Consider the following 13660-nt stretch of genomic DNA (forward strand, 5'->3'; position numbering starts at 1 on the left):
CGGGGGCACCTCGACCCTGGCGGCTACGTTTGCATATGTACAGGTAGTTGTATAGCTTCTTGTACATGATCAAGGTCAACATTGCCGAGGCGAGAGCCGATCTGTCTCGCTACCTGGCCCGGGTCGAGCGTGGCGAGACGGTCACGTTGTGCCGTCGGAACGTGCCCATCGCAGAAATCCGTCCGGTGCGCGCCGCGCCCGCGAAGGAACGACCGATCGGGATCGACCGCGGCATGACGGTGCCGGCGAGTTTCTTCGAGCCTCTCCCCGATGATTTGTTGCGCGCGTTCGGAGGCGTCGGCGACGAGCCGTGAAACTGCTCGTAGACACGTGCACGTTCTTGTGGCTGGCCGCGGCGGACCCGCAGTTGACGGCGAGAGCGCGGTCTGCCTGCGCGAACCCGGACAACACGGTCTACCTGAGCGCACTCTCGGGCTGGGAAATCGCGATCAAGCATCGGCTCGGCCGGTTGCCGCTCCCCGAGCCGCCCGTCCGCTACGTACCGAGTCGGCGAGAGTGGCTGGGGCTGGAGCCGCTCGCTTTCGACGAGGCTTCGGCGGCCCACGATGTACTCCTGCCGTCTCTGCACACCGATCCGTTTGACCGCGGGCTCGTCTCGCAGGCGATTCTGAACGGACTGACGATCGTTACTCCGGACGAGGCGATCTCCGCATATCCCGCGCCCGTCCTTTGGTGACGGTCTCACCGGGGATCCGTCTCAGAAAGCCAGCATGCGGGTGAGTTTGAGGGTCAGGCTGCGGCCCGGCGGAGTGCCGTCGCCGGTCGTGATCCGCTGCTCGTTCCAGACGAGGAACAGGTCACTGAGCGGCGCGTGGATCAGGTTGAAGCGGACGTTGGAGTTGAACACGTTGTGCGCCGCGTCGTACTGAACCAGCGCGTCGATGAACATGTCGGGATTGAACGAGTAGTTCGTCCGCACCGTCCACAGCGTCCGCACGAAGCTGGCGTCGGGCAGGTCGAGCGTCGCGTGAGTCCGCGTCATCCCGGCCGAGGCCCGGAAGGCATAGGATGGCTTGAAGTTCATCGTCAGCGACACCGTCTTTTGCGTCCCGCTCCACAGTTCACCCAGCGTGCCCCGCCAGCGGAACGAGAACATCCGGCTCGCGTCCGTCCCCCCCGTCAGCGACCACGGGGCCCAGCTGTAGGATCCCGGCGGGATGGGGTCGATCCGGCGGTCGAGCCTGAACGGCCGGTCGATGCGCTCGAAGCGCGGGTCCACCTGGATCTGGACGTTGCCCCCGCTGTTCATGAAGAATGTGACGCCGGTGTGCAGCCACTTGGCGAGCATCCGGCCGTCGAGATCATCGTAATAGTGCCACTCGAGGTGGGGGTGGGTCTCCCGCACGCCCAGCCGCCGCATGAACTGGAAGCGGGGCCGGACGCCCCAGTCGACGAAATACTTCCGGAACCCCGTGCGCCGGAGGAAGCCGAGATCGTTCTGGAAGTCCGGGGACATCTCCATGTACGCGAGCTTGAAGTGCAGGAAGTTGCCGTCGTGGCCCAGTGACGCTCGGACGGTGTGGCCGCCTCGCTCGTCGGCGGGCGATGGGGTGACCCCCTCCTGTCCCCCCGGCCCCTTCGCGTCCGAGGCGAGATAGTAGACGCTGAGATCGATCTCGCGCGGGAAGCGGATGTTGGTGTCGCCGCCGTAGATCCGGTTGAAGTTCTCCCCGCCCCCGTCGGTCGCGCGCCGGAACATGAAGATTCCGCCGATGTCGGACGACCGGAACAGATTCCTGCGTGCCCGGAAGACGCCGAAATCGCTGCCGGGTACCCCCTCCACATCGCCGGTGCGCATCGCCATCGCGCCGAGCTGAAATCCGGCCGCGTTGCCCGTGAGGCGGACGCCGCCACGGATCGGCTGGGTCCTCCCATCCTCCGTGAGGCCGATGCGCCGGCTGAAGAAGGGGAGGAGATCCTCGTCCACGCGGGGCAGGAGGTTGCCGCGGGTGTTCCGTGCCTGGTCGCCCACGAAGAAGAGCCCCGAGTTCTCGAGGAAGAACCGCCGTTTCTCCGGGAAGAAGAGGCTGAACTGGGTGAGGTTCACGCGCTGCTCGTCCGCTTCGACCTGGGCGAAGTCCGGGTTCGCCGTCAGGTCCAGGGCGAGCCCGCGTGTCAGACCCCACTTCAGATCGAAGCCTCCCTGCAGTTCGCTGTCGAACGAGGGGCCGCCGGTGCCGCGGACGGTATTGGCAAGCGCGTACGGGGTGAATCGAAGGTCGCGGCCCGCGGTACGCGTGCCCGGCAGGCCGGACAGGGTGCCCGCCAGCGAGAGCCGGGTGAGGCCGTAGGCCCGCGGCACCGGCGCCCAGAAGGCGATCTCGTTGTTGCGCCGGATGCGGCGGCTGAAGTTGATCCCCCACACGTCGCCGGTGGCCGCGGAGCGGATCGACCGGAAGGGGATCTCCATCTCCACGGTCCAGCCGTCGTCCACGCGGGCCGTCTCGACGCGCCAGATGGCGTCCCAGCTCGCGTTGATCTCGCGGCCCTCGTTGGCGATCTGGCGGTCGGCCCGGGCTCCGGCGGGATTCGTCACGAACACGTAGCCGTTCCGCCGGTCGTGGAAGGTGTCGAGGATGACGGCGAACGCATCCTGTACGCGGTTGTCGAAGTCCTTGCGGATGTCGTTGACGACGAGACGATCGGGCTGCTCGTCGTGCAACCGGGCGGCCACGTACAGGTTGCCGTCGCCGTGTGCCACCCAGACATGAGTGTGCTGCGTCGCCGGCAGTCCCTCGTCCGGTTCCGCCTGGATGAAGCCGGTGGCGGGTTCCGCCTGCCACGCGGGCTCGTCCAGAACTCCATCCAGCCGGATGGGCGTCGTGAGCGGCCGTGCGACCAGGGTGGGGCGGGGGAGAGCCGCCACGCCGGTCGCGGCCCCCTCGCGGCCCGGCGGGTCCTGGGCCGCCAGGGGGATGGCCAGAAACGACGCTGTGAACACGACACGGACGACGGGGCTGCGACGGCAGGTCATCGGATCTCCGCGGACGGCCCGGTCAGGCGCCGGGACCACACAATCCTACGGTGCGAATCGGGACACCGCACCGCGACCGCACCCGTCGCGCTGGACGCGTTTCGCCGACATCCGTACCGTCTCCGCCGGCCGCAGGACAGATACTCGACGTTGGAGAGAGCGAGATGAAGAGCGCGTGGAACGACCAGGAGGCCGCCGGACTCGTCGAACGGTACGCGGCCGAAGGCGTCGGCAGGGATCTCGCGCTCCGCGTCTACACGACTCGACTCCTGGGCTCCGAGCCGCGACTCGTGCTGCACGGGGGAGGGAACACCTCGGTCAAGTCGAGAGCCCGTGACGTGACGGGTGCCGACCTGGATGTCCTGTACGTGAAGGGGAGCGGGTGGGACATGGGGACGATCGAGCCGGCCGGGCTTCCGGCCGTCCAGCTCGACCCGCTCCTGGGGCTGGCCGGGATCGACGCCCTTTCCGACGAGGGCATGGTCAACCTCCAGCGTCGCAACCTCCTCGACAGCAAGGCACCGAACCCTTCGGTCGAAACGCTGCTGCACGCGTGGGTGCCGCGCACGTTCATCGACCACACGCACGCCAACGCCGCCCTGGTGCTGACAGACCAGCCTCACGGCGAGGAGATCTGCCGCGAGGTCTACGGCGATCGTGCCGCGATCGTGCCGTACATCATGCCCGGATTCGACCTCGCGAAGGCCGCGAAGGTGGCGGCGGACGCGCATCCCGACGCCGAGGGGCTGGTGCTCCTCAAGCACGGGCTGTTCACCTTCGGGGATACCGCGCGCGAGGCGTACGAGCGGATGATCGAATTCGTGAGTCTCGCGGAAGCGCGGATCGAGCGCGGGCGCCGCGGAGTCTTCGCCGCCGCCGAACTGCCGGGGTCCGTGGCTTCCGCGAGCGAGATCGCACCTGCCATTCGCGGAATGCTCGCCAACCGCCCGGGCAACGAACGCGACGACGCCGAGCGCTTCGTCCTCGAGCACCGGGCCAGCCCCGCCATTCTGGCCTATGTCAGCGGCGCCGAACTGTCCCGGTACAGCCAGGTCGGCACGGTGACGCCCGACCACGCGATCCGCACGAAGCCGTTGCCCCTGGTGCTCCCCGCGCCGCCCGCCGGCGATCTCGCCACCTGGACCGGGCAGGCCCGGGCCGCCGTGGACGCCTACCGGGAGGCCTACACGGCCTACTTCGAGCGCCACAATCCACGCTACGGCGGGACGAAGCGCATGCTCGACCCGAGTCCGCGCGTCGTGCTGGTGCCCGGAGTGGGGCTGTTTGCGAGCGGCCGCGATGCCCGGGCCGCGTCGGCCGCCGCCGACCTGGCCGAGACGACCGTCGAGGTCATCACGGACGCCGAGAGCATGAACCGCTTCGAGAGCATCACCGAAGCCGAGTTGTTCGACATCGAGTACTGGTCGCTCGAACAGGCGAAGCTGGCCGGCGCGACGGAGAAGGCGCTGGCCCGTCACATCGTCGTCGTGACGGGCGGCGCGGGCGCCATCGGCCGAGCCACGGCCGACGCGTTCCGGGCCGCCGGCGCCCAGGTCGCGCTGTTCGACCTGCCCGGCCCCTCGCTGGACGCCGCCGCCGAGGCCGGAGCGGGGCTCGCCGTCCCTTGCGACGTGACCGACGACGCGTCCGTCGACCGCGCGTTCGCCACGGTCGCCGCCCGCTTCGGCGGCGTCGACATCCTCGTCTCGAACGCGGGCGCTGCCTGGCGCGGTTCGATGGCGGACGTGCCCGACAAGGTGCTTCGGGAGAGCTTCGAGCTGAACTTCTTCGCGCACCAGCGGGTGACCCGCGCTGCCGTCCGCATCATGCGCGCCCAGGGCACGGGCGGCTGCCTCCTCTTCAACGTGTCGAAGCAGGCCGTCAACCCGGGCCCCGAGTTCGGCCCCTACGGACTCCCGAAGGCCGCGACCCTCGGACTCGTTCGCCAGTACGCCATCGAACACGGCCGCGAAGGGATCCGGTCGAACGGCATCAACGCCGACCGCATCCGGAGCGGCGTGCTCACCGACGAGATGATCGCGGCTCGGTCCGAGGCGCGCGGCGTGTCCGAGGAGGGCTACATGCGCGGCAACCTGCTCGGCCGCGAAGTTCAGGCGGAGGATGTCGGCCAGGCGTTCGTCTCCCTGGCCGTCGCCCGGGTGACGACCGGCGCCGTCCTCACGGTCGACGGCGGCAACGTGGCCGCCGCCCTCCGCTGACCGAAGCTGTCGTTCAGTTCCAGGCCCTCTCCAGCATGCGGTTCCATGGGAGGACCTCGGCGGCGCCGCGCCGGTGGAGAAGGTCGCCGCCGTAGATGAGCCGCCGGTCGACGGCCAGCCCCGCCTTCTCCAGCGCCTCCCCGAGCGTGCGCATGCCGGAGAAGAAGCGCGGGGTGACCGTGCCGCCGGACTTCGCCTCGGCCAGTATGAGCCGTGATCCCCGATCGACGATGAGGTCCACTTCGGTACCCGCGGCGCGATAGTGCCGCAGACGGGGCTCTTCGTCGCGATGCACCGTCGCCTTGAAGACCTCCGACGCCACCCAGCTCTCGAAGATCTGTCCTCGCAGGGGGTGATGACGGAGTTCCTCCGGCGAACGGATGCCGAGCAGGTGGCAGGCGAGCCCTGAGTCCAGAAAGTGGAACTTGGGCGCCTTGATCTGGCGTGTGCGCACGTTCGGGCGGTACGCGGGGATCTGAAAGATGAGGAAGCTGGCCTCCAGGACCGACAGCCAGGCCCTGGCCGTGTTGTGTCGGATACCGGCATCGGCCGCCAGCGCCGAAAGGTTCACCTCCGTCCCGGTCCGTCCCGCGGCAAACCTCACGAAGGCAGAAAACGCCTCAAGGTTCGTTATGTTTCGCAGCCGCCGGACATCGCGCTCCACATACGTCGCGAGATAGTCCCTGAGCCAGACGTCGGGCGGGATGCTACGGTGGTGAATCCTCGGGTAGGCGCCGGTCCACAGGACACCGAGCAGACTCGGGGGCGGTCCTCCGAACCGTGGGCGTCTCAACCGGTGAACGCAACGGTCCTGGCGAAGACTTCACATGGTTTCAGCCAGTGGAGGGTTTGTCGAGGGCGGCCGTTGAGCTCCGAGGTCGGCCTGCAGTGCGTGGAGAGATCGGTGCCCTTGGGGAAGTATTGGCGGAGCAGGCCGTTGGTGTTCTCGCTGGTCCCGCGCTGCCAGGGGCTCCCGGATCGCAGAAGTAGACCGACGCCGCTCTCGATGCCGAAGCGGACGTGCTCGGCCATCTCCTTGCCCTCATCTGAGCTGGTCCGGCCGTGACCATCCGCTCAAGCGCGCGGCGCACATGCGGGGCCGTCCGTCCGCCGGGAGGTGCAGAAGGAGCACGTAGCGGCTGCGGCGCTCGACGAGGCACGGATCGTCCCAAGGATCGCCCAGTGGCCCGGACGGCCCGGTCCGCGGCCTCGGCGGGCCGCTCGGAGATGGAGGTCCTTCAGCCGCCCCTCTCCGGGCCTGTGCCTCGGGGATCGTCGTCGCGTCCGGCCGGTGCGCAGGCAGGCCGTGAGTTCTGAGCGCTCCCCGCGTCTGCACGTACAGCGACTGGTAGATCGTCTCGTGAGACACGCGCATCTCGGGATCCGAGGGATGATCGAGCCGAAGGCGATGGGCAATCTGCTGCGGAGACCAGCGCTCGGCGAGCAGACGCTCCACCTTCCGCCGCAACCGGGGGCACCGGGCGAGCTTCGCCACCTTCGGGCGCCGGGCCTTCCCGGACGCCCGTCGCTCCGCCCTCCAGGCCCGGTATCGTTTTCTCGAGCCGTTGGCGGCAACTTCGCGCGAGATCGTCGACGGCGCCCTGCCCAGACGCCTGGCGATCGCCCGGTACGAGTCTCCCGCCGTCAGGCCCCGCGAGATCTCCTCTCGCTCGGCAACCGTAAGGTGGTGCGGCGAACGATTTCGACCCCGGGGCGCGAGTCCGCCGGTGCGTATCAACAGCCGTTGGATCGACTTGGTCGAACACCCGACCGCCGCGGCGATCTCGGCGTGTGTTTGCCCGTTCTTGATCCGGTCCCCGATCTCGACCCGGTCCGCTTCGCTCAGCCTCCCGTACTTCTCCCGTTGGCGCATCGCATACCTCCCGGCAGTTGAACAGCCGCTGCCAAGATGTTGCGTTCACCGCTTGAGACCGCCGTGCCAACTCGTCGAGTCCGGGGGGCAGCAGGTGCAGGATGCCCACGCGACCCGCAAGCCACTGCCTCATCACCGGACTCAAGCCGAAGTGTCGCGACCCAGTCAGCACAAAGCGCCCTGGAGTTCGGTCCTCGTCGACGACTTCCTGCAGATGGGGAACCAACTCCGGAGCCCACTGGACCTCCTCGATCACTGCACCGTGGCGATACTCGCGCAGAAAACCGACGGGGTCTTCCCGCACATAGGCGCGCGCGTCAAGCCCCCGGAGCGAGACGTAGGGCCGGTCGGGGAGCAGGGTGCGGCAGAGTGTAGTCTTGCCGGACTGCCGCGGGCCCGTGACCATGACCACCGGGTAGTGCCGCAATCGTCGGCAAAGCGAGTCCGCAAGGTGGCGATGGATAAGGGGCGCCGTTTCCCGTCCTCCAGTTGGAGATGACAGGCGGGTGATCAAGACAATCCTCGGAATCGTGGTGCAGATTGTCAATCGGAATGACAATCTGCACATCCAAAGGCATGGTCAGGAAACCCCGGAGGTCTTCCTCCTGCAGGGGGCGATCTTCCTTAGCTGTTGCCGCCCCCACGACGCGAAGGCAGCTTCGGGCACGATTCGTGGATCACCCCCCGCTCGCCCACCTCGGAGGATGCCGTGAAACTCCCCCGCCGTCTGCTGAGAGTGCTTCTCGTGGCCGCTTGCGTTTCACCTGTTCCGATCCTCGCTGGACAGACCACGGTCGGCCTGCATGGCGGGCTGACCCGGGCGACGTTCTCCGATCTCGATGCGCCGGTAGAACAGGAAGCTCGGTCCGGGATCCGCTTCGGCGTGTCCGCGACCGTCCCGGTCTCGGGCAGCCTGGGCTTCCGATTCGCAGGGAGCTACGTGCAGGCCGGCGGCGGCTTCGCCCTCCCGAACATCTTCGAGTTCGCGCCGAGCATCGCCCCGGTCGATTCGCCGGATGGCACCGTTGCCGCGGTCGCCCGTCGTGTCACCGCCGGGCTCAACCTCGACTACTTCCGTTTCTCGGCTCAGGCGAGGGCCGCGTTACCTCTGGAGAGCAGCAGTGTGGCCATCTATTTCCTGGCCGGACCGTTCGCAGGATTCAGGACGGCCTGCTCCATGTCGATCGCCGAGCAGGGAGTGAGCATCAGCGCTGACTGCGACGAAGCCGATGTCGAATTGTCGACCACCGACTTCGGGCTCTCGGGTGGGGCTGGCGTCGAAGTCAGCGTGTCGAACAGCATGGGAGTGGCGCTCGAGGCCTTGTACGACCTGGGTCTGAAGGATCTGGAGGGCGCGAAGACCCGTGTCTTCTCGATTGTGGCGGGGCTCGTATTCTCTCTCTGAGTTCTGGTTCTCTTCGTCCGGAGCATACCATGAGACCCAGACCTCGTTTCCTGGCAGCTCTCGTCGTGATCGTCTGTGTTTCGCCAGTCCCCGCATTGGCCGGGCAGATGACCGTGGGGATCCACGGCGGCCTCACGCGTGCAAAGTTTTCCGATCTCAACGCGCTTTCCGATTTCAACGAGACAGTAGAAGGGAGCTCGCGCACGGGGGTTCGCTTCGGTGTGTCCGCGACCGTCCCGGTCTCTCGAAGCCTCGGTCTCCGATTCGAAGGGAACTACGTCCAGGCGGGCACGGGCTTCTCCGTGCCAAACCTGTTCGACTTCTCGCCCAGCTTCGACCACGTCGCTCCGCCGGCTGCGACGAATGTCGGGGCTGATGATCGCGCCAAAGCCCTGATCAATCTCGACTATTTGCGTCTCTCGGCCATGGCACGGGCCGGGGGGCCCACGGAAGGCCGTCGGGTGGCCGTCTACCTCCTGGCTGGACCGTTCGTCGGGTTCAGGACGGCCTGTTCCACGTCGATCGCGGCGTCGGGTGTGAGCATCGATGTCGACTGCGACGAAGCGGAAAGCGATCTGTCAACGGTCGACTTCGGAGTCTCGGGTGGCGTCGGCGTCGAAGTGGGCGTCTCGAGCGGTGTGAGAGCGACGCTTGAGGCCCTCTACGATCTGGGTCTGCAGGATCTGAGCGAGGGTACGACGAACCGCGTCTTCTCGATACTCGCGGGCCTCGTGTTCTCTCTCTGAGTTCGACTCAGGCCGGTCCAAGCGTCGCGGCGTGATGCTCGATTCTGCGGCCTAGTTCTCCCATGTCGGCGAGGACGGCGGCCTCGTCGATCGTCTCCAGCGTCCGGCCGCGCATGACCCAGCGGCCATCGACCATGACCGAACGGACATCGTCCCGCCCTACCGCGTAGACAAGATGCGCGTAGACGTCGAACATCGGCGTCAGGTGTGGACGGGCGAGGTCGATAAGCATGAGGTCGGCCCGGAAACCCTCCGCCAGCCGACCCACCCTATCTCCGAGGCCCAGCCCCTCGGCTCCCACCGTTGTCGACATGCGCACGATTTCCTGCGCGGGCGTGAGTACCGGGTCCTGGTGGACGCCGCGCTGCAGCAGCCCCGCGAAACGCATCGCGGTCCACATGTCGAGATCGTTGGAGCTCACCGGACCATCCGTACCGATGAGCACCGGGATGCCCTCGTCCAGCATGCGCGCGACCGGCGCGATCCCCGACCCGAGCTTGAGGTTGGAGAGCGGGTTGTGGAGGATCGCCGCCCCCTTCCGCCGTATGCGGGCGAAATCATCGTCCGTCAGATGGACGCAGTGCGCGAGCGCTGTCGGCCCGTCGAGGATGCCGAGTTCATCGAGGTGGGCCGCCGGCGTGCGCCCGAAGCGCTCGATCGTCTGCCGCGCCTCGGTCGCCGTCTCCGAGCAGTGCGTATGGAACAGCGCCCCGGCCCGATCCGCGAGGTCGCGCGCCGCCCGGAGACCCTCCGGCGACACGGTGAGCTGGTTGTGCGGCTGCACGCACGGCGTGATCAGCGGCTCATCCGCGTAGCGTTCCAGCCAGCGTTCTCCGATGGCGATCCGGCTCTCGACCGGGACCCCGTCGGGTCCCTCGAAATCGAAGAAGATCGGGCCGGTCACGAGCCGGAAGCCCGCACCGATCGCCGCGTCGGCGGCCGCTTCCGGATACCAGAACATGTCGAGCGCGCACGTCGTGCCACCCCGGATCATCTCGGCGATGGACAGCCGCGCCCCCAGTTCGACGCTCTCCCGGCTGACGAACTCCCGCTCGGAAATCCAGAGGCGCTCGAGCCAGGCTTCCAGCGGCAGCTCCTCGACCAGGCTGCGGAAGAGCGAGTCGCCCAGATGCGTATGCGCGTTCACGAGCCCGGGCATGAGGAGCTGTCCCGTGGCGTCGATCGTCTCGGCGGCGGGAAGCCCCTCGAGCTCCTCGCGCGTCCCCACGGCCACGATCTCGCCGTCGCGCACCGCCACGCCGCCGACGTCGAGGATCCGGTCGCCGACGTCCATGGTGACGACGAGCGGGCCGAGTATGAGTGTGTCCACAGCTTGCATAAGCGTTCCGCGAGATTGACCGTTCGATGAAGACGGGAGCGGGCACCGTCGCTGGCGCGGCGAGCTGACGTCTCTGCCGCGCGGGTCGGCGCAATCTCGCCGCCGCTCACGGGGATTTCAAACTCACGGGGATCTCGAGGCGGCTCTTGCTTGGCCACGCTCTGACCCGTCCGCTAGATTCCGCGTGTGGCTATAGTGCGTAACCGTTCGCTTCCGCTCCGGCCCCGTAGCTCAGGTGGATAGAGCGCGGGATTCCTAATCCCGAGGCCGCTGGTTCGAGTCCAGCCGGGGTCATTCTCAGCCGCCGCCGGCGGATGTCTCCTCGATCGGAATCGGATAGCGCTCGGCCACCGTGTGGGTCGGGAGGTCGAGCGGCAGCTCGCTCAGCCGCCCGTATCGCCGCATGTCGATCCAGTGGTGTCACAGCCTACCACGGCCGCGCTCAGTTTCCAACCACGTTAACCCGCATGTACCAGATTCGTCCCGCAACACCGTAGGGTGACTCCGAGGGGTACTCCATCGTCCAGAGTTGAGCCACGGCCTCGTCCGGGAGCCGGTTTGGCAGACGGTCAAGCAGGTTGTTGGCCCCGACGCCCACCTGGATGCGGTCGCCCACCTGGAACCTGACCTCCAGGTCGGCGATGGCCGCCGCGTCGATCGTGACGTTCTCCTCGAAGATGAACGGGGTGGTGACGGAACCGATATGGTTCAAGCTGAACCTCGCACCGAGACCCTGTGCGAAACGTACGTCGGCGCTGACGCCGATCCGCCGTCCGGGTTGGGCGTCCTCGATCAGGGTCTGCTGGGTGTCTCCGATGAAGTTGTCGTTGCGGTTGGCGGTGATCCTGGTGCTGTTCTGGTGCAGGCTGGCCGACAGGTCCGCAGCCCCCCAGTCCATGCCGCGGAAGCGCCAGCTCGCTGCCACGTCGAAGCCCTGTGTGCGCGTGTCGATCGCGTTGGTCCAGAACGCCACGGCGTCCACCGGCCGACCCTGAAACTGCGCGCCGGGCCGAAGCCCGTGGCTCGGATTGAGGCTCTGGGTCAGGGCAATCGCGTCTTTGACAGCGACACGGTAGTAGTCCGCCGTCACCAGCAGCCCGGCATCGTTGGAATAGACGAGCCCGCCCGTAAAGCTGAGCGACGTCTCGTGGCTCAGCGAACAGGCCCCGAAGTCGGAGCACGCTATCGGATCGCCCTCGGGCAGGAATCCGGCGCTCACCAGACCCTCGCTGCCGCCCACGAAACCGATGGTGTTGAAGCCCCGCTGCGGAAGTCGCGGTGCCCGGAAGCCGGTGGAGACTGCGGCGCGGAGCGCGGCGCCCGATTCGCCCAACTCCACGCGTCCAGCCAGCTTGCCGGTCAGCGAACTTCCGGCGTCGGTATAGTTCTCGAAACGAAGGGCGCCACCCAGGGTGCGCCCGCTCGGCGAGCGCAACTCCATGTCCGCATACGCTCCGAAGCTGTTACGGTCCTGTCCACTCAGTGAAGCCGAGGTCGGGCTGTAGCCAGGGTAGCCCTGAATCCCGCAGCTTGCGTAGGCCGTCCCGTCGTTCTGGTGATGGGCCGCCGGAAAGCTGCCGGGCGTATCGCTCGGTCCACACGCCCACGAGGCCCGGTCGCCAGCTTCCATCCAGTACGAGTCCCTCCGGAAAGCTCCGCCAACAGCCAGAAACGCCGGGGTCGAACCCACCTCAACCTCCCGCGTCACGTCGGCGTTCAGCGTCCACTGGCGCACGTTGAGCCCGCCGCTGAACGTGCTCCTGGGTCCGGCGTTGGCAGCGATGGAGGCTCCGTCGGCCCCGGGGTTCCTTGCCAGGAACTCGGCCGCGTAGGACGGGTTGATCGAATTCGCAGCGTTAAAGGCGAACCGGCCGTGTCCGAACCCGAGACTGAGATCTCCCGACCACTCGCCCATGTCGCCGCGCAGTCCCGCTACGGCGGACTTGTCCATGAGGTCCGACTCCTCGACGGGGAAGAAGCCATCCGGATAGACGTAGCTGACCGACCGAGGCACCCAGTCCGCCTTGCGGTACAGGCCGTCCGAGACCGCTTCGCGCCCGGAGTATCCCCCGAAGGCATAGAACTCGGCCGATTCGCCGACAGGGACAGCGGCATTGGCCATGAAAGCCGCGCCCTTGTAGTCGGGCTCGCCGTTTCGTTGCAGCTGGATGACCTTTCCACCATCCGCACAGGGGCCGTAGGACGGGTCGGGACCGAAGCAGGTGGGTGCGGCGCCCGCCCGGTTCGTGACCTCCTGCCGCGCGACCTCCATCGTGATGTTGAAGAAGCCGTCTCCGAGCGGAACCCCGGCGTTGGCCGAGGTGAACAGCCTCATTCCGTCACCACGCGATGTTCGGCCGAGCAAGGTGGCCGCGCTGACACCGCTGGCGTCGTCCTTGAGCACGATGTTGATCACGCCGGCGATGGCATCCGAGCCGTACTGCGAAGCCGCACCCTCGCGCAGGACTTCGATCCGTTTGATGGCGTGGACCGGAATGGCACGCAGGTCCGTACCAGTCGTCCCCTGCCCGGCCGCCGCGAGCAGCTTCGCAAATGCGACTCCGTGCCGTCGCTTGCCATTGACCAGGACGAGCACCTGGTCGCCGTTCATGCCGCGCAACGTAGCTACGTGGAGGGCCGCGCCATCACCGGCGGACAACCGCGTGGAATTGAAGGACGGAGCGATGCTTCCCAGCACCTCGGCAAGGTCGACTTTCCCCAGGCGTGCGATTTCCTCGGCGCTGTAGATGTCCACGGGGACGGGAAGCGTTGCGGGATCCGCGACACCTGCCCGTGAACCCACCACGACATCGAGTTCCTCGACCACGAAGACCGTGTCCGGCCGTTCCTGGGCCGATGTCGAGCCGGTCGAAGCAAGGGTTGCGAGGACCGCCGGGGCGAGGAATGAAGAAGCCTTCATGATCACTCCGTTCTGCCAACAGTAGCGAGTGGTTTCCATGTCAAGAGAGGCACTGCGGCGTTCTCTACGCACGACGAAACGGGCAAACTCATGGCGATCGCCCCTCGGCAGGTTGTCACGTTCAGGGTATGATTATGCGGAATTCCGCCGATCCACGCACGAC

At 67.3% G+C, this 13660-nt stretch carries 9 protein-coding genes, 1 tRNA gene and 2 pseudogenes; 6 read left to right on the forward strand and 6 right to left on the reverse strand.

Going from position 1 to position 13660, the window contains the following annotated elements:
• Positions 1-47 precede the first annotated feature (47 nt).
• Together ACN9M6_RS11435 and ACN9M6_RS11440 are read left to right on the forward strand one after the other, a co-directional pair.
• Complete coding sequence (locus tag ACN9M6_RS11435; RefSeq protein WP_419163032.1) at positions 48-314, forward strand: type II toxin-antitoxin system Phd/YefM family antitoxin; 267 nt, start codon at positions 48-50, stop codon at positions 312-314.
• On the forward strand, positions 311-697 hold the full coding sequence (locus ACN9M6_RS11440; protein ID WP_419163033.1) for a type II toxin-antitoxin system VapC family toxin: 387 nt from the start codon (positions 311-313) through the stop codon (positions 695-697). The genes ACN9M6_RS11435 and ACN9M6_RS11440 overlap by 4 nt, the downstream gene beginning before the upstream one ends.
• A 21-nt stretch (positions 698-718) precedes the next feature.
• Here the strand turns inward: ACN9M6_RS11440 and ACN9M6_RS11445 are convergent, their stop codons facing one another.
• Entirely contained in the window at positions 719-2995 is a 2277-nt protein-coding gene (locus ACN9M6_RS11445) for a DUF5916 domain-containing protein (protein WP_419163034.1), read from the reverse strand.
• Between the two features lie 164 nt (positions 2996-3159).
• Here ACN9M6_RS11445 and ACN9M6_RS11450 point away from each other — a divergent pair, with 164 nt between their 5' ends.
• Positions 3160-5214 carry a bifunctional aldolase/short-chain dehydrogenase gene (locus ACN9M6_RS11450; protein WP_419163035.1) on the forward strand — a complete coding sequence of 685 codons (2055 nt, stop codon included), beginning with the start codon at positions 3160-3162 and terminating at the stop codon, positions 5212-5214.
• 13 nt (positions 5215-5227) lie between these two features.
• On the opposite strand, the gene ACN9M6_RS11455 is transcribed toward ACN9M6_RS11450, so the two are convergent.
• The 3 genes and pseudogenes from ACN9M6_RS11455 to ACN9M6_RS11465 all read right to left on the reverse strand — a co-directional run.
• Positions 5228-6007 carry an ATP-binding protein gene (locus tag ACN9M6_RS11455; protein ID WP_419163036.1) on the reverse strand — a complete coding sequence of 260 codons (780 nt, stop codon included), beginning with the start codon at positions 6005-6007 and terminating at the stop codon, positions 5228-5230.
• Positions 6004-7087 (reverse strand): annotated as a pseudogene (locus tag ACN9M6_RS11460) (IS30 family transposase). Before ACN9M6_RS11460 ends, ACN9M6_RS11455 begins: the two are co-directional and overlap by 4 nt.
• Positions 7088-7169: 82 nt before the next feature.
• A pseudogene (locus ACN9M6_RS11465) lies at positions 7170-7655 on the reverse strand (AAA family ATPase); the annotation flags it as partial.
• Positions 7656-7796: 141 nt separating this feature from the next.
• Between ACN9M6_RS11465 and ACN9M6_RS11470 the strand changes: the two are divergent.
• Both ACN9M6_RS11470 and ACN9M6_RS11475 read left to right on the forward strand, forming a co-directional pair.
• Positions 7797-8492: an outer membrane beta-barrel protein gene (locus tag ACN9M6_RS11470; RefSeq protein ID WP_419163037.1), complete on the forward strand. Its 696-nt coding sequence runs from the start codon at positions 7797-7799 to the stop codon at positions 8490-8492.
• Between the two features lie 29 nt (positions 8493-8521).
• Entirely contained in the window at positions 8522-9238 is a 717-nt protein-coding gene (locus ACN9M6_RS11475) for an outer membrane beta-barrel protein (RefSeq protein ID WP_419163038.1), read from the forward strand.
• Between the two features lie 7 nt (positions 9239-9245).
• Here the strand turns inward: ACN9M6_RS11475 and ACN9M6_RS11480 are convergent, their stop codons facing one another.
• On the reverse strand, positions 9246-10568 hold the full coding sequence (locus tag ACN9M6_RS11480) for an amidohydrolase (protein WP_419163039.1): 1323 nt from the start codon (positions 10566-10568) through the stop codon (positions 9246-9248).
• Between the two features lie 229 nt (positions 10569-10797).
• Between ACN9M6_RS11480 and ACN9M6_RS11485 the strand changes: the two genes are divergently transcribed.
• Positions 10798-10871 (forward strand) — tRNA-Arg (locus ACN9M6_RS11485).
• A 148-nt stretch (positions 10872-11019) separates the two neighbouring features.
• Here ACN9M6_RS11485 and ACN9M6_RS11490 read toward each other — a convergent pair.
• Positions 11020-13497: a TonB-dependent receptor plug domain-containing protein gene (locus tag ACN9M6_RS11490; RefSeq protein ID WP_419163040.1), complete on the reverse strand. Its 2478-nt coding sequence runs from the start codon at positions 13495-13497 to the stop codon at positions 11020-11022.
• Positions 13498-13660 lie beyond the last annotated feature (163 nt).

Origin of the sequence: Candidatus Palauibacter sp., from assembly GCF_965197445.1 — a bacterium.
Lineage (GTDB): Bacteria > Gemmatimonadota > Gemmatimonadetes > Palauibacterales > Palauibacteraceae > Palauibacter.